Annotated in this window: 14 protein-coding genes; 10 read left to right on the top strand and 4 right to left on the bottom strand. The window is 64.8% G+C overall.

Annotation, left to right across the window (positions count from 1 at the left end; genetic code table 11):
• Positions 1-75: 75 nt before the first annotated feature.
• Complete coding sequence (locus NYQ83_RS14645; protein ID WP_261215564.1) at positions 76-2,493, bottom strand: membrane-bound PQQ-dependent dehydrogenase, glucose/quinate/shikimate family; 2,418 nt, start codon at positions 2,491-2,493, stop codon at positions 76-78.
• A 162-nt stretch (positions 2,494-2,655) separates the two neighbouring features.
• Here NYQ83_RS14645 and NYQ83_RS14640 point away from each other — a divergent pair, with 162 nt between their 5' ends.
• The 4 genes from NYQ83_RS14640 to NYQ83_RS14625 all read left to right on the top strand — a co-directional run bounded on the left by NYQ83_RS14640 (position 2,656) and on the right by NYQ83_RS14625 (position 6,301).
• The gene (locus NYQ83_RS14640) at positions 2,656-3,747 is read left to right on the top strand and encodes a glycosyltransferase (protein WP_261215563.1); all 1,092 of its coding nucleotides are present in this window, start codon (positions 2,656-2,658) and stop codon (positions 3,745-3,747) included.
• 489 nt (positions 3,748-4,236) lie between these two features.
• Positions 4,237-5,262 (top strand): GntR family transcriptional regulator, encoded by a 1,026-nt coding sequence (locus NYQ83_RS14635; protein WP_261215561.1) that lies wholly within the window; start codon positions 4,237-4,239, stop codon positions 5,260-5,262.
• A 173-nt stretch (positions 5,263-5,435) separates the two neighbouring features.
• A complete protein-coding gene (locus NYQ83_RS14630; RefSeq protein WP_128290638.1) occupies positions 5,436-5,969 on the top strand; it encodes a MarR family winged helix-turn-helix transcriptional regulator in 534 nt (177 codons plus the stop codon).
• A gap of 116 nt (positions 5,970-6,085) precedes the next feature.
• Positions 6,086-6,301: a hypothetical protein gene (locus NYQ83_RS14625; protein ID WP_261215559.1), complete on the top strand. Its 216-nt coding sequence runs from the start codon at positions 6,086-6,088 to the stop codon at positions 6,299-6,301.
• 90 nt (positions 6,302-6,391) lie between these two features.
• On the opposite strand, the gene NYQ83_RS14620 is transcribed toward NYQ83_RS14625, so the two are convergent.
• Positions 6,392-6,961, bottom strand: coding sequence for a sigma-70 family RNA polymerase sigma factor (locus NYQ83_RS14620; protein ID WP_205649799.1), 570 nt, complete (start codon positions 6,959-6,961; stop codon positions 6,392-6,394).
• A gap of 227 nt (positions 6,962-7,188) precedes the next feature.
• On the opposite strand from NYQ83_RS14620, the gene NYQ83_RS14615 reads away from it, so the two are divergent.
• Complete coding sequence (locus tag NYQ83_RS14615; protein WP_128290640.1) at positions 7,189-7,965, top strand: response regulator; 777 nt, start codon at positions 7,189-7,191, stop codon at positions 7,963-7,965.
• Between the two features lie 76 nt (positions 7,966-8,041).
• On the opposite strand, the gene NYQ83_RS14610 is transcribed toward NYQ83_RS14615, so the two are convergent.
• Entirely contained in the window at positions 8,042-10,489 is a 2,448-nt protein-coding gene (locus NYQ83_RS14610) for a PAS domain-containing protein (protein WP_261215555.1), read from the bottom strand.
• A gap of 126 nt (positions 10,490-10,615) precedes the next feature.
• The gene (locus NYQ83_RS14605) at positions 10,616-11,578 is read right to left on the bottom strand and encodes a choline ABC transporter substrate-binding protein (RefSeq protein WP_261215554.1); all 963 of its coding nucleotides are present in this window, start codon (positions 11,576-11,578) and stop codon (positions 10,616-10,618) included.
• A gap of 189 nt (positions 11,579-11,767) precedes the next feature.
• Between NYQ83_RS14605 and betI the strand changes: the two genes are divergently transcribed.
• From betI to NYQ83_RS14580, 5 genes are all read left to right on the top strand, one after another.
• Complete coding sequence (gene betI / locus NYQ83_RS14600; RefSeq protein WP_128290643.1) at positions 11,768-12,358, top strand: transcriptional regulator BetI; 591 nt, start codon at positions 11,768-11,770, stop codon at positions 12,356-12,358.
• Entirely contained in the window at positions 12,351-14,036 is a 1,686-nt protein-coding gene (betA, locus tag NYQ83_RS14595) for a choline dehydrogenase (protein ID WP_261215553.1), read from the top strand. Before betI ends, betA begins: the two co-directional genes overlap by 8 nt.
• A 274-nt stretch (positions 14,037-14,310) precedes the next feature.
• On the top strand, positions 14,311-14,523 hold the full coding sequence (locus tag NYQ83_RS14590; RefSeq protein ID WP_261215552.1) for a hypothetical protein: 213 nt from the start codon (positions 14,311-14,313) through the stop codon (positions 14,521-14,523).
• A gap of 126 nt (positions 14,524-14,649) precedes the next feature.
• Positions 14,650-14,940 carry a YggT family protein gene (locus NYQ83_RS14585; RefSeq protein WP_261216195.1) on the top strand — a complete coding sequence of 97 codons (291 nt, stop codon included), beginning with the start codon at positions 14,650-14,652 and terminating at the stop codon, positions 14,938-14,940.
• The gene (locus NYQ83_RS14580) at positions 14,937-15,245 is read left to right on the top strand and encodes a DUF167 family protein (protein WP_261215551.1); all 309 of its coding nucleotides are present in this window, start codon (positions 14,937-14,939) and stop codon (positions 15,243-15,245) included. Before NYQ83_RS14585 ends, NYQ83_RS14580 begins: the two co-directional genes overlap by 4 nt.
• The last annotated feature ends 5 nt before the right edge of the window (positions 15,246-15,250 follow it).

Genomic DNA, 15,250 nt, shown 5'->3' with positions numbered 1-15,250 from the left:
CGGTGGGAGTAACCACAAAGGTTTCCGAATTTGCTCTGTGGCTCCCCAGTTTTCCCTTCGGCGAATGCAAGTGCCTTATTGCTGCTGCGGCAGGGCGTAGGCGACGAGCGCGTCGCCGATCGGCGTTTCCATGAAGTGGTGGCCGCCCGCCATGATGACGAGATATTGCCGGCCGTTCGCCTCATAGGTCATCGGCGTCGCCTGGCCGCCTGCCGGCAGCACGTCGCTCCACAAGGTCTCGCCCGTCTCCATATCGATGGCGCGGATGAGATTGTCGGTCGCCGCGGCGACGAAGATGACGCCGCCGGCGGTCACCACCGCGCCGCCATTGTTGGGCGTGCCGATGGTGATCGGCAGCATGGAGGGGATGCCGAAAGGCCCGTTGGTGCGCGCCTCGCCGAACGGGCGATCCCAGAGGGTCTTGCCCGTCTCCATGTCGATGGCGCGGATGCCGCCATAGGGCGGCTCCTTGCACAGCAGGCCGGTGAAGGGCAGGCGCCAGCCGGCATTGACGTTGATGGCGTAGGGCGTGCCGGCCTGCGGATCGCCGGCGCCTTCCGCCCCGCCGATGGCACCACGCTCCTGGCTGCGCGGCGCCCAGCCTTTGCGCTCGGCCTCGGCACGCGGCACGAGACGGTTGTAGTTCGGCATGTCGTTGTAATTGGCGACGATGACGCCGCGCGAGGGATCGACGGCGATGCCGCCCCAATCCGTGCCGCCATTGTAGCCCGGATATTCGATCCAGTGCTGGTCGGAGGTCGGCGCCGTATAAAAGCCCTCATAGGAGGAGCGGCGGAACTCGATCCGGCAGACCATCTGATCAATCGGCGACATGCCCCACATGGAGGCTTCGGTCAGGTCCGGCTTGCGGAGCGTGTGATAGAGCGAGAAGGGCTGGGTCGGCGAGCGCTCTTCCGGCTCGACGCCACCTGTCGGCACCGGGCGTTCCTCGACGCCGGTGATCGGCTCGCCGGTCTCGCGGTTGAGGACGTACATGTCGCCCTGTTTGGAGGGGAGAATGAGCGCCGGCACGGTGCCGTCGCCGACCGGGAAATCGACGAGCGTCGCCTGGGCGCCGAGATCGTAATCCCAGACATCCTTGTGCACCGTCTGGAAGTGCCAGGCGGGCTTGCCGGTCTCCACATCGATGGCGACGAGCGAGGTCGAATATTCGCTCTCCGCGTCGGTGCGGGAGCCCGACCAGTAATCGACGGCGGAATTGCCCATCGGCAGGTAGACGAGGCCGAGCTCTTCATCGCCGCTCGCCGTCGTCCACATATTCGGCGTGCCGCGGGTGTAGGTCTTGCCTTCCGGCGGCTGGCCGGTGATCTCCGGCTGCGTCATGTCCCAGGCCCAGCGCTGCTCGCCGGTGACGGCATCGAAGCCCTGGATGACGCCCGAGGGGGCTGAACGTTTCTGGCCGTCGAGCACCTGATGGCCGGTGACGATGACACCGTGCACGATGGTGGGCGCGGAGGTCATCGAGACCATGCCGGGGACGACTTCGCCCATGCCGCGCTTGAAGTCGACGGAGCCGTTGTCGCCGAAATCGGAGCAGGGCTCGCCGGTCTCGGCATCGACGGCGATGAGACGACCGTCGAGCGTGCCTTCGATGACGCGCGTCGGGCAGACCTGATCGGGGGCTGCGTCAGGCACCTCGAAATAGGTCACGCCGCGGCAGGCGGCCGTGTAGGGGATCCAATCGTCGGACACCTTCGGATCGTAGCGCCAGCGCTCCTTGCCGGTTTCCGGATCGACAGCGATCATGATGTTCATGGCCGAGCACAGATAGAGCGTGTCGCCGACCTTGAGCGGCGTCGTTTCCGCGCCGTATTTGCCCTTGGCGAGCTCGCTGTCGGGCAGATCGCCGGTATGGTAGACCCAGGCGCGCTTCAGTTTGCCGACATTGTCGCGATTGATTTCGGCAAGCGGGGAATAGCGCCGCGCCGAATAGGTGCCACCATAGGCCGGCCAGTCGCTGCCGACCTCCTTGAGTGACGGGTCGGCCATGGCGAGACGCCCGGCCGCCGGCAACGGGCCCTGGACCTCCGGGGCGTTGACGATGGCGATGTAGACCCCGCCGCCGACCATCAGAACGAGGACGGCCGCGATGCCGGCAAAGGCCGAGCGCCAGGAATAATCCCAGGGCGCGAGCGGCGGCATCGCGGCAATGACGAGGACGAGAAGCACGGTCGGCGCCACCACGCGAGGCACGAGCGCCCAGCCGTGGAGGCCGACTTCCCAATAGGCCCACAGAAGCGTGGCGAAGAACACGAAGATGTAGAGCCAGGCGCCGCTGGCGCGGCCAGCCATGATCAAGATGCCGGACGCCAGAAGGCCGAGGCCGGCGAGAACGTAATAGAAGGAGCCGCCGAGGCTTGCGAGCCAGCCGCCGCCGCCGACCAGAACGAGCCCGATGAGAGCCAGAACGAGGCCGAGTAGCCGGGCGAGCCAAAGGCCCACCGTGTTTCTGTTTTCGGATTGTGTGTTCAACGCACGCCCCCTTTTTGTCTTGCTGCCGGCCGGGTGCCGGTCCGTTCGGCCGGTTGCCGAGCTTTGCGCTTCTGGTGCCGGCCGTGCGAGCGATGTGGCGCATGGTAGCGCGAAACTGGCTCTTCGCCAGGGCCGAGTGTGCATCATCAATGTGAAAGGCCAATGATCTCTGACCCCTCGACAATGGGCGGGCGGTCGGGCAAGGCCCGCGGCATCGGATTTCAGGAGCGCGGCGTGACGAACGAGGGGATGGAGCGGGTGGACGGCGGTGCCGATGGCCGCGTCGAGACAGGCAGCGCCGAGAGAGGCAGAGCGCCGAGCCGCGCAGATTTGGCCCGACACGTCACGCTCGTCACCGTCGCCTACAATTCGGCCGAGGCGCTGCGCTGGCAGGACGCGCATTCGGCACGGCTGCCGGGCCTCGTCGTCGACAATGGCAGCTCGGACGCCACACAGGCGGCGGCCAGGGAACGGGGCCTCGGCATTCTGGCGTTCGACGTGAATTGCGGTTTCGGCCGCGGCGTGATGGCCGGGCTGGCCGCTGTCACGACGGAATTCGCGCTCGTCATCAATCCCGATGCGGCGATGTCGGAGGATGGCGTCGCGGCACTTCTTGCCGCGGCGGAGCGCTATCCGGATTGCGCGCTCTTCGTGCCGCGCATCGTCAACGAGACCGGGAAGGTGTTCTTTCGGGTCGATTCAGCGCTGGAGCCGCGCCAGAAGCACCGTCGCCCGCCCGAAGGCGATGCCTGTATCGCGATGCTGTCGGGGGCGGTGATGCTCGTCCGCGTGGCGCCCTTCCTCGCCTTCGGGGGCTTCGATCCGGCGATCTTTCTTTATTTCGAAGACGACGAGCTTGCGTTTCGCTACCGGGCGGCGCGGCGCCCGATCATCTATGTGCCGGAGGCGGAGGCGGTGCATCTCGGCAACCGGTCGTCCGGGCCTTCCGCCCGCCCGGCCGCGAAATCGAACCGCGTCAAAGACATCTCTTTCGGCTGGTCGCACGCCTATGTGATGGACAAGATTGGGCAGGAGAAGGGGCTCGGTGCTGGGCGAGGCAGTCGGGGGCTCGCCGTTCTGCGAATGACTGGCAGCATCGCCGTGTGCCTCGTCAGCGGGCGCTTCGGAAAATTGCGGCGGGAGGCTTACAGGCTCAAAGGTTTCGTGAGACGGCTGCGGGGGCGCCCGGCGCCGTTTCTGCCGCCGGGCGAGCCGGAATGCGTTGCGCTCGACCTTTCTCACGGGAAGGTGTGAGAACAAAATTGGACGGGAAATTGAGTTCCGCTTCACTGTCGCAGAAAATGTGAGATTCGTTCCTGGATCGCTCTGGGGCGGGCGGCATCAGTGTGCGTCTTATTTTGGCTTATTTGTACAGGTTAAAGACAAGCGACGAAGATATATGCTCTTTGCCGGCGTCGGCGTCGCGCCCGCAGCGTCACTGTTTGTCACTCAAGCATCTTCAACCGCCGGTGATTTCTTATTGCTGGAATTCCCCGGCAGGTTTTATAATTGAGTCGATGATGGACGAAATGCACATATTTGTGCAATGTGATGCGGTGTTTCCGGGGTCGGCACAGATCGCGGTGCGCAAGGGCGTGGCTGCGAGAATACTGGGGGTTGGCGACATATCTGTCGCGATTAGGTGAGACTTACGTGCCGGTTACTGCGTCCAACGGTGAATTGCCGTTGAACGCCGAAGCGTTTACCCAAATCTATCGAAGCAGAGGTCACAGGGGGAGACGAATGCGCGCCAGACGAGAGGAAACCAACGGGCAACGCGGTTCCAGGAGCCAATATGCTCTCGCCAACCAAATCCTGGATATCGTGCGAGATCGGCGGCTTGAAGAAGGCGATCGCCTGGCGGAAGTGGCGCTGGCAACCCAGCTCGGCGTGTCGCGCACGCCGGTGCGGGCTGCCCTCTCACTCCTTGCCGAGGAAGAGATCGTGCGGGCGCGTCCGAACCAGGGATATGTCCTCCTCAAGGGCTGGACGGCCCTGAAGAGCACGATTTTGGCGGCGCCGAGCAGCAGCGACGACGAGCTTTATCTCGATCTCATTCGCGAGCGCCTGCAGGGCGACATTCCCAATACCGTCACCCAGACGATGCTGCTCGACCGCTTCAAGACGAGCCGGGCCGTGCTGTTGCGCACGCTGTCGCGCATGGCCGAAGAAGGCATCGTGACCAAGAACAAGGGGCGCGGCTGGACGTTTCAGCCGGCGATCGACACCTCGGTGGCGATGCGCAACAGCTACGATTTCCGTATCATGGTGGAGCCCGCCGCTTTGATGCTCGACACGTTCGAGATCGACATGGTGGCGCTCGACCGCGCCCGCGCCCGGCATTTGTGGCTCCTGGAACAGGGGGAAATCCTGGCACCGAGCAGCCTGGAATTGTTCGCCATCGATGCGCAGTTCCACGAGATGATGGCCGGTTTCTCCAACAACAGCTTCTTCGTGCAGGCGATCCAGCATCAGAACCGGATGCGCCGGCTCCTGGAATATCAAGGCGTTCAGCCCGTTCAACGAATCGTGACCTGGGTGAAGGAGCATATGGAGATCATGGATGCGCTGTGCGCCAACGACCGCGAGCTTGCGGCGCGGAGGATGCGGTCGCATCTTGAAAACGCCTATGTGTCGACGATGAAACTAACCGCGGAAGCCCAGAAAGCCGCCGCTGCGCGCTCCAAGGCGAAGACCGGCGGGCGACAGAACGCGCCGAGGCGGCGCGAGCGGAACGACGTATCGGCGGAGAGCGATCTCGCCGGATAAGGCGCGCTCGCTCGCCGTCCGGCGATCTTTCTCCTGACCAACGGAGCGCGCGACAAAAGCGCGTTTCCTGCAACCTGGAGCGGAACCAGCCTCCGACTGCCGTGTTTCCTGCCACCGAATGCACTGACGCGCTTGAAGAAATCGGCGCGTCCCCGCGGAGGAGGGATCTGCTCTTGGTTCAGGACACACTGCTTTACAAACTCTCGCAGGCCGGCAAGGCCCAGCGCGTTTTCGTGGCGGCGAAATTGCGCGAAATCGATCTGCATCCGGGCCAGGACGGCGTCCTGATGCTGCTCAAGGAAAAAGGCGCGATGTGCCTTTCCGATGTCGGGCTGCTGCTCGCCATCCAGCCGCCGACGGTGACGAAGATGACGGTGCGTCTGGAGCGCAACGGCTATATCCGCCGGCGTACGGCCCCGCAGGATCAGCGCAAATGCATGATCGAGCTCACCGAGAAGGGTGAGGAAAAGGTCGCCGAGATCGAAGCGCTGTGGCAGCGCGCCGACGCGGACGTGATGCAGTCCGTATCGCCGACCATGCGGGCTTTCCTCGATGAAGCACTTGCCGATCTGGAGGCGAGCCTTTACCGCAAGGCCGGGCGCTGGAAGGCGCCGAGCAATCCGGTCCGCAAGACCGCCGCCTCGGCTTCCGGAGGTGCCGTCAACGGACGCGCGGAGGCCGTTTCCGTGCGTCAGTCTCCCGTTTGACAGAGAGGCCGACGCTCGCGCAACATCACGCGGCTAAGCGCTGGTTCAAGGCAATAGAGATGATCAGACCGCGAGCTCAATCCGGCGGCATTCCTATGGTATCTTCGGGGTTCCCCGTGTCGCAGGACGACGACTATCTGCAAAAGCAGCTCGCGAAGCTCGGCGAGGAGGTTCTCGCCGAGGACGTGCCCGAGCGTCTGCTTCAGGCGCTCACGGGCGGTAGGCCGCCTGAGGGCGAGGCCGCCCCAGAGAGTGGCGAAAAGACGGCGGAGGGAGCCGCTGGAACGCCGGGTGCCGGTTCTCGTTCCAGCAAGCCGAAAAGCGAAGACTAAGCCGCCGAGATCCGTGTGGCGACGGCCGCGGCCCCGTCATGCCCGCGGCGGCGAACGCCTGCGCCGCCCACCCGGCGCATACTCTGATGGTCAGTCGCTCTTCTGGAGATCGTCGATCTCGGCATCGCCGGCCGCTGCGGTCATGGCGTCCGCACCGCCGGGCTCTTGGAGGAGCTGCGTGAGGCGGGCGCGAGCGCGCGAGACGCGCGAGCGCACCGTGCCGATCGGAATATCGAGCATCTCGCCCGCTTCCTCGTAACCGACGCCTTCCACCGCCGTCAAAAGCAGGATCTCGCGATGCTCCGGCGAGAGGTGGGCGAAGGCATGGCGCACCTCCTGGAGAGCGACGGCGGATTCCTGGCCGGGCTTGCTGTGCGTGCTCGCCTCATGCGTCAGATCCTCTTCCACCCGACGCCGGTTGGCGCTCTTGCGCAGATCGTTCTTGTAGATGTTGCGCAGGATGGTGAAGAGCCAGGCTTTGAGATTGGTGCCGTCCTCGTAGCGGTCGAGGGACGCGACGGCGCGCACGAGGCATTCCTGCACGAGATCGTCCGCCCATTCCGGATTTTGGACGAGATATCTCGCAAAGCGGCGCAGATGCGGGATCAGCGCGGCGATCTCGCGACGGACGTTGCCTTTCCGGTCGTCACCGGTCGTCATTTCACCGTTTGCCTGCTCTCTTCCCCAACGCCCGGTTTCGCGCAAGAATCACCCGCGGCGGCAAAGCCTGCCATATTTTGCCGAGGTTTCACGTCTAAGGTCGTTAGACGGCTACGGACTTTCGGCGCCGGCAGCCGCGTTTGAACACTAAGTTCGCCCAGGTTAATGTGTCGGCGCAAGTTTGCCGATAGGCTGTCACCTCATGTCGGACGGCTCGGGGGTAGAGTATGAACACGCAGGTTTCCGACGACGTGAAACACGCGGTGGCTCGTCTTCGCCGCTATGCTTTCTGCCTGTTCGGCTCGCTGCCGCAGGCCGACGAGGTCATCGAACGCTGTCTACGGCGGTTCGATCCGGCGCGGCTCGACGGCAAGACCGATCCCCTCATCACCCTCTTTCGCCATTTCCATGAGGTCGGCGCGTCCGAGATTTCGCCGATGTGGGTCAGCAACGGCCGTGCCATCGGGCAGGAAGTGCTGCATGGCGGTCTCTTGCGTCTGCCGCTGAAAGAACGCGAAGCCATCGCTTTGCGCGCCGTATGCGGGTTCCGCGCCGACGAGGTGGCGACGATCCTCGGCGTGAGCGCGGAGAGAGCGCAAGGTCTCGTCGACGAGGGCTACCGGATGCTCGCCTCGCCGAGCCTGTCGGCGCTGATCATCGAAGATGAGCCGCTCGTTGCCAGCGATATCTCCAGCATCATCTCGAGCATGGGCATCGAGGTGATCGGCACGGCCAGCAAGGAGAGCGAGGCGGTTTTCAAGGCTGCAGAGAAGCGGCCGCATCTCATCCTCGCCGACGTGCGGCTCGCCGAAGGCAACGGGCTCAACGCCGTCAGCACCATCCGCCGCTTTCACGAAGCGCGGGTCATGTATCTGACGGCTTTCCCGAGCGAGGTGCTGCGCTCCGTCGGGGAGCGGGACGCCCTGATCGTCCGCAAGCCGTTCGAGCGGGTCGCCGTCGAAGCCGCCGTGCGCCAGCTCGCCGGCCTTGAAATGGTCTCCTGACGCCGCTGTCAGCGAGGGGATTCTGTCCTCAGCTGTCCGGTCGGGCGGTCCGGCGATCTCGACAAGGTACCGCCTCTCACACCGACGCGAAGCTTTCGAGCGGGCTCGACATCAACAGGCGCACGATTTCAACGAGCGCTCTCTGATCGATCGGTTTCGGCAGATAGGGGGCATCGGCCAAGTCCGGCTCCAGAAGATCCTGCGGGCGATAGGCGCTGGCGATGACATAGGGCACGCCCTTACGGCGCAGATCACGCGCCACTTCCGTTGAAATCTCGTCCTGCAGGTTGAGGTCGAGGAGGGCGACCGCGAAATTCTTCTCCGCCACCATGCGACGCGCTTCGGCGACGTCGGCAGCGAGGCCGACCACCGGCCATCCGGCCGATTCCACGGCTTCCTGCATGACGGAGGCGAGGAGAGGGGAATCCTCGACGATCAGGACCGAACCTTTCGGCAGAGGGGGCGCGGCGCCCTCACTGCCGCTTTGCCGGCCGCGCGCGACAGCCGGCAAATCATGCCGCGGCGCCTCCTTCATCTGCGGAATGCGGAAGGTGCAGAAAACGCCATGCGGGCGGAATTCCAGATGCACCTTTTCGTGAAGCTCGGTCTCCATCATGGAGCGGATGACGAACGTGCCGAAGCCCTCAGCGGCGGGAGGCTGCAGGGCCTCCGGCGCGGTCTCGTCCCAGAAAAAACGATGTCCGCCGTGCAGATCGTCGTATTCCCAGGTGATCCTGAGGCAGCCTCCCGGCGCCGAAAGCGCTCCGAAGCGGGCGGCGTTGGCGGCGAGTTCGTGCAGGCTCAAGGCGAGGCTCTGCGTCAGCCGCGGCGGCAGCATCAGATCGGGCCCCTCGATTGTGAGGCGGGCATTGGCGCGGCCGCCGGCGGTCCTCAAAGCCGCTTCGACCAGGTCGCGCAACAGCGCCCCGTCCCAGCCGGATCGGCTCAAAAGCTCATGCGCATCCGCAAGCGCCTGAATGCGCCCGCGCAGGGAGCGGATGAAGGAATCGATGGAATGCGTCTCGCTGCGGCTTTGCGTGGCGATGGCGCTGATATTGGCGAGCATGTTCTTCACACGGTGATCGAGCTCGGCCAGGAGCACCGTTTGACGCCGCTGGATGTCGAGAAGCTCGCTCACGTCGGACGCGAAGCCGAAGAGGCGGCTCGGGCGCCCTTCCTTGTCGAAGACGAGGTAGGCACGGTCCCAGACGTCGACCCAATGACCATCCGCATGGCGGACGCGGTAGGTCGCCTCAAAACTGTCGCGCTCGCCGCGTCTCAGCTCGGTGCCGAGCGTCCGGAGCCTGTCGCGGTCGTCGGGATGGACGCGCTCAATCCACCAGGGCAGGAACGAGGTGCCGCCATGGCTTTCGCCGATGAGCCTCTCCAGGCCTTCGCTTGCCGTGACGCGCCCCGTCGCCATGTCGCGTTCGTAGACGACGCCCGCCACGGCGCGTAGCGACAGGCGGTACCGGGCGGCGTTGTCGACGAGCTCGGCCTGCGCCTTCTTGGTGGCGCTGATGTCGTAATTGACGCCATAGGCGCGCGTGCACTGGTCGCTGCGATGGCATTCGGCGGCGGAGGCGATCCAACGGATTTCGCCGTCGGGCCGAGTGATGCGAAACTCGGTCGATAAGGGCCGGCCCTCCTCGGTGAGAGCTTTCAGCTCGCGTGAGACACGCTCGCGATCGGCGGGATGGACGAAGGCGAGGGCCTCCTCCTGGCTGAGTGGACCGCTTCGTTCCTGAACGCCGAAAATGTCGAAGGTGGTCTCGTCCCAATAGGAGAGGCCCTCTTCCTTGTGCCAGACCCAGGTGCCGATATGGGCGCTGTCGAGCGCCAGACGCAGGCGCCGTTCTTGCGCCTGCAATTTGGTTTCGGCGCGCTGCCGCTCGATCGCCACGGCCAGAATGTTGGCGACGGCCTGCACGAAGCCGATATCCTCGGCGACGAAGCGCTCGGTCTCACACGCATGCACGCCGAGGGCGCCCCAGGGGTTGTCCTTCTGGCCGATGAGGACGGTCACGCCGCTCTTCACGCCGTGTTCGAGAAAAATGTTGCTCTCTTCGAAGCGGGATTCGTGTGCGATATCGCTGGTGACGACGGGCTGTCCGGAACTCAACGCGAAGGACGCCTTGGAGCCCGTGCGCGCACTGACGAGATGCGTGCCGACGAGGCCCTTCCGCCAGCCGGAGCCGGCAGTCAGAAGGAAGTTCTCACCATCGGGAAGAAGCCGCAAGATTGCGGTGTAGTCGCAGCCGAGCGTCTTGCCGACACCGGAGACCGCCTCGTCTAACAGGTCATCGAGCGGAGCGCCGGCGAGCGCGAGATTGCCGAGGGCGGCGACGATCGCCTGCTGCTCTTCGCGCCGCAACAGGCGCGCCCGCGCATCTTCCTCTTTCGACGAGGAGAAAGGCTGGCGATCTGCCTCAAGAGCCGCGATGCGCGCCTTCAGGTCGGCGTTCTCGCGCTTCAGGTCTTCAAGGCGATCCGCCGCCAGGGGTCTCAGGTTTTCTTCGTGCATTCCCAACCGCTTCTGGCGGCGGAGCATCCGCTGCCTTCCTGCGGTGAACGGCCGATACCCGCCCCGGGTTGCGGTGGGCCGGCGGAGATCTTCGCCGGCCCGGAATTTTACGTCTGCGCCGTAGCGTCAGCCGCCGAGGCTTTCCTTGACGGCCGGCAGGCCTTCCTCACCGGAGAAGGTCTTTACGCCCTCAAGCCATGTGTCGAGTGTCTCGGGATGAGCCTGAAGCCATTCCTTGGCGGCCGCCCGGGCTTCTTTGTTGTCGTTCAGGATCGCGCCCATGATTTCGTTTTCCATCGGCAGCGTGAACTTCAGGTTCTTGAGGAACTGGCCGACATTCGGGCATTCGTCGAGATAGCCTTCGCGGACATTCGTATAAATCGTCGCGCCGCCGTAATCGGGGCCGAAGACATCATCGCCGCCGGAGAGATATTTCAGCTCGAAACTGGCGTTCATCGGATGCGGCTCCCAGCCGAGAAAGACGATCGGCTTGTCGCGCCGCACAGCCCTGCTGACCTGGGCGAGCATGCCCTGCTCGGAAGATTCCACGAGCTCGAAATCGCCAAGGCCGAACTGATCGTCCTCGATCATGCCGAGGATGAGGCGGTTGCCGTCATTGCCGGGTTCGATGCCGTAGATCTTGCCGTCGAGCTCGTCCTTGAACTTGGCGATATCCTCGAAGCTCTTCAGGCCCTTCTCGTAGGTGTAGGCGGGCACGGCGAGCGTGTATTTGGCTCCGGTGAGGTTGGCGGGCTCCAGCGTCTCAACCGAACCCTCCTCGCGGTAGGGCGCGAGGTCGGCCTCCATCGTCGGCAGCCAGGTGCCGAGGAAGACGTCGAGATCGTTGTTCTTTAGCGACGCATAAGTGACCGGCAAGGACAGGACTTTCACGTCCGGCTTGTAGCCGAGGCCTTCCAGCACCACGGAGGCAAGCGCCGTCGTCGTCGTGATGTCGGTCCAGCCGACATCGGAAAAGCGCACCGTCTTGCAGCTATCGGGGGCGCTCTGCGACAGCGCCGGGCCGGCAAGCGACAGGGCGAAGATGCCGCCGGAGAGGGCGGCAAGAAGCTGTCGGGCGATGGGCGTCATTCGGTGTCTCCGTCTTGGTTCTCAAATTGCGTGCCGCGCGGCTCAAGGCGCCAGGCCCGCCGGTGCGGCGGGGTCGTCAGGCGGCCTCCGACGCGGCGGCGGCATCGAAACACCATCGCCGCGGAATGGCAATGTTTGCTTGATTGACTGATCAATCAAAAAAAAGCAGAAGAGCGGCAGGAGACGACAATGCCCCGCATCGGAATGGAACCCGTGCGCCGCAAGGCGCTCATCGACGCCGCCATCGAGGCCATCCACCAGGAAGGCATGGCGCATATCACCATGGGCACGATCGCCAAGCGGGCCGGCGTGTCGGCCGGGCTCGCGCATCATTATTTCGGCGGCAAGGACAAGCTCCTGCTCGCCACCATGCGCCATCTTCTCTCCGAACTCGGCGAGGAGATGCAGCGATGCCTGAAGACCGCGTCGACGCCGCGGGCCCGCATCAGCGCCATCATCGCCGGGAATTTTTCGGAAGCTCAGTTTCGTCCGGCCGTCATCTCCGCCTGGCTCGCCTTCTACGAGGCGGCACAGACGGAGCCCGAAGCGCGGCGGCTTTTGCGCGTCTATACGCGGCGGCTCGAAAGCAATCTCCTGCACGCGCTGCAGGATCTGGTGGCGCGCGAGGAGGCGGTGCGGATTGCCGAAACGCTGGCCGCGCTCATCGATGGCGTGTGGATCCGCCGTTCGCTTGCCGGACCCGCCGATCCCGACGGTGCGGCCGCTCTCCTCGAACATGCCGTCGATGCTCTCCTCAATCGGAAACCTGCTCATGCGTGACGTCGATTTCATCATCATCGGCGCCGGCTCCGCCGGCTGCGTGCTCGCCAACCGGCTGTCCGAGGACGGGCAGAACAGCGTGCTCGTCGTGGAATATGGCGGCAGCGACGTCTCGCCCTTCATCCAGATGCCGGCGGCCTTCTCGATCCCGATGAATACGAGCCGCTACGATTGGGGCTATCGCAGCGAGCCGGAGCCGCATCTCGGCGGCCGGTCGCTCGCCTGCCCGCGTGGCAAGGTGATCGGCGGCTCCTCGTCGATCAACGGCATGGTCTATGTGCGCGGCCATCCGCAGGATTTCGACACCTGGCAGGAGATGGGCGCCGACGGCTGGGGCTATGCCGACGTCGCGCCTTATTTCCAGCGGCTGGAGACGAGCCATGGCGGCGAGGACGGCTGGCGCGGCAGCGATGGGCCGATGCATGTAACGCGCGGCATGATGCGCAATCCGCTTTATTCGGCCTTCATCCGTGCGGGCGCGGAGGCGGGTTATCCGCTGACCTTCGATTACAACGGCTCGGCCCAGGAAGGTTTCGGGCCGATGGAGATGACGGTGTGGCGCGGTCAGCGCTGGTCGTCGGCCCAGGCCTATCTGCGCCCGGCGTTGAAGCGGGCGAACGTCGAGCTCATGAGCAATACGCTGGCGGAGCGCATCGTGTTTGAGGATCGCCGCGCCGTCGGGCTCGTCGTCTCCCGCGGCGGCGCCCGCGAGACGATCCGGGCGCGGCGGGAAATCATCGTCTCCGCCTCGTCGATCAATTCGCCAAAGCTTCTGATGCTTTCGGGGATCGGTCCGGCGGAGCATTTGCGCGAAGAGGGCATCGACGTCGTTGCCGACAGGCCGGGCGTCGGCGCCAATCTCCAGGACCATCTCGAAGTCTATGTGCAGCAGGAATGCCGCAAGCCGGTGACGCTCAACCCGCATCTCGGGCTCGTCGGCCGCGGGCGGATCGGCACGCGCTGGCTTTTGACGCGCACCGGTTTCGGCGCCACCAACCATTTCGAGGCCTGCGCCTTCATCCGCTCCGCGCCGGGCGTCGCATATCCCGACCTGCAGATGCATTTCCTGCCGGCGGCGGTGCGCTATGACGGCAGCGCGGCGGCGAGCGCGCATGGCTACCAGATCCATATCGGGCCGATGCGTTCCCCCTCGCGCGGCTCTGTGCGGTTGAATGGGCCGGATGCTGCGACGGCGCCTGCGATCCGCTTCAACTATATGAGCCACGAGCAGGACTGGCGCGATTTTCGGGCGGCGATCCGGCTGGCGCGCGAGATTTTTGCGCAGCCGGCCTTCGGAGAATTTTCCGGCGCCGAGCTCGCGCCTGGGCCAGGGGTGGTGAGCGACGCAGCTCTCGACGATTTCGTGCGCAGTGAAGTCGAAAGCGCCTATCACCCGTGCGGCACCTGTCGCATGGGGGCGGCCGACGATATTGGCGCCGTCATCGATCCGCAATGCCGGGTGATCGGTGTCGACGGGCTCAGAGTGGCCGATTCCTCCGTCTTCCCGCAGATCACCAACGGCAATCTCAACGCGCCCTCGCTGATGGTGGGCGAGAAGGCGGCCGATCATATTCTGGGGCGCAGCCTTCTGCCGCGCTTCGAGCGCGAGCCGGTTATCGTCTCCGGCTGGGCCGTGAGACAGCGCAGCAAGCTGCCGCATCACGATCTCGCCGCCTGACGGGTGCGGTCATAGGCGCTTCATGGGCGTGTCATGGGCAGGGCCAGTCTGCGGGCCCGGTATGCGCGAGGGAATGGCTGGCCTGCATGTCGGGGCACGGCCGGCGCAAGCTTGAGCCGCTAAAAGGGGGCCGCGCGGGCGCTTTCCACAGGCGAGACCGCGCCCGTTGCGCGGCAGCGTAACCAACGGTTAAGCATAACGCGCACTTACTGTCGCGGAGTTGAAACGCTTTTGAATCAAAGGGCGTTGTCATCTGCGAAGGAGGGACTTTGCCATGGGCGAAGATGCCAAGATCATACTCCTGATGCAGGAAGTCTATCAGCCGGGAGATCCGGCACGCAGCTGCGCCGCCAACGCCCTCATCCGCGCCCTGCGCGCCAAGCGCGACCTGCGCTGCGAGGAAGACCGGATCGCCCGCGAAGTGGCCCTCAGCTCCGGCGCCCATGGGGCCGAAGAGGTGCGGCGGCTCTGCCGGCTCGTCGCGTAAGATCGACGCCTGTGTGTTGAAGGGCGCGCTTCGACGGCCGGGGCGCGGCGGGATCACGCCTTGTAAGGCGCCGGCTTGGCAGCTACATGGGCGAGCGTCCTGCCACCACAGACACCTCGGACCTCCATGCGCGCCATTCTCGACGTTATCCTTCTGATCCTCAATCTTTATACCTGGGTGATCATCGCCAGCGCGATCTTCTCGTGGCTTTACGCCTTCAACGTCGTCAATCCGCGCAATCAGGTGGTCTCGACGATCGGGCGCATGCTGTATCAGCTGACGGAGCCGGTGCTGCGGCCGATCCGGCGCTTCGTGCCGGCCTTCGGCGGTCTCGACATCTCGCCGATCATCGCGATCCTTCTCATCTTTCTGCTGCAGCGGATCATCGTCTATTACATCTATCCCGCCGTCTTTTGAGCGAGCCCTTTAAGGCGACCTCCGAGGGGCTCCTGCTTTCGGTGCGTCTGACGCCGAAGGCCGCCAAGGATGCGCTCGAAGGGGTGGAAGAGCTTGCCGACGGGCGCGCCGTCATCAAGGCGCGCGTGCGGGCCGTGCCGGAAAAGGGCGCGGCCAACAAGGCGCTCGAAAATCTGGTGGCGAAGACGCTCGGTGTGCCGAAGAGTTCGGTGTCGCTTGCAAGCGGCGGAACGAGCCGCGTGAAGGTGCTGTTTCTCGCCGGCGATGCGGACGAACTCACGAAGAAGCTTCAGAGCGTCGTTTGAGCGTT

It is taken from the genome of Afifella sp. JA880, assembly GCF_025379905.1.
Classification (GTDB): domain Bacteria; phylum Pseudomonadota; class Alphaproteobacteria; order Rhizobiales; family Afifellaceae; genus Afifella; species Afifella aestuarii.
The sequence above is the reverse complement of the archived record's forward strand: the minus strand, read 5'-3'. Positions and strand labels throughout refer to the sequence as shown.

What these genes read in the sequence shown, in the direction of transcription:
- betI (WP_128290643.1), top strand. Translation starts at nt 11,768, where the DNA reads ATGCCCCGCATCGGAATGGAACCCGTGCGCCGCAAGGCGCTCATCGAC.
- NYQ83_RS14590 (WP_261215552.1), top strand. Translation starts at nt 14,311, where the DNA reads ATGGGCGAAGATGCCAAGATCATACTCCTGATGCAGGAAGTCTATCAG.
- NYQ83_RS14635 (WP_261215561.1), top strand. Translation starts at nt 4,237, where the DNA reads ATGCGCGCCAGACGAGAGGAAACCAACGGGCAACGCGGTTCCAGGAGC.
- NYQ83_RS14605 (WP_261215554.1), bottom strand. Translation starts at nt 11,578, where the DNA reads ATGACGCCCATCGCCCGACAGCTTCTTGCCGCCCTCTCCGGCGGCATC.
- NYQ83_RS14610 (WP_261215555.1), bottom strand. Translation starts at nt 10,489, where the DNA reads ATGCACGAAGAAAACCTGAGACCCCTGGCGGCGGATCGCCTTGAAGAC.
- NYQ83_RS14620 (WP_205649799.1), bottom strand. Translation starts at nt 6,961, where the DNA reads ATGACGACCGGTGACGACCGGAAAGGCAACGTCCGTCGCGAGATCGCC.
- betA (WP_261215553.1), top strand. Translation starts at nt 12,351, where the DNA reads ATGCGTGACGTCGATTTCATCATCATCGGCGCCGGCTCCGCCGGCTGC.
- NYQ83_RS14640 (WP_261215563.1), top strand. Translation starts at nt 2,656, where the DNA reads ATGATCTCTGACCCCTCGACAATGGGCGGGCGGTCGGGCAAGGCCCGC.
- NYQ83_RS14585 (WP_261216195.1), top strand. Translation starts at nt 14,650, where the DNA reads ATGCGCGCCATTCTCGACGTTATCCTTCTGATCCTCAATCTTTATACC.
- NYQ83_RS14615 (WP_128290640.1), top strand. Translation starts at nt 7,189, where the DNA reads ATGAACACGCAGGTTTCCGACGACGTGAAACACGCGGTGGCTCGTCTT.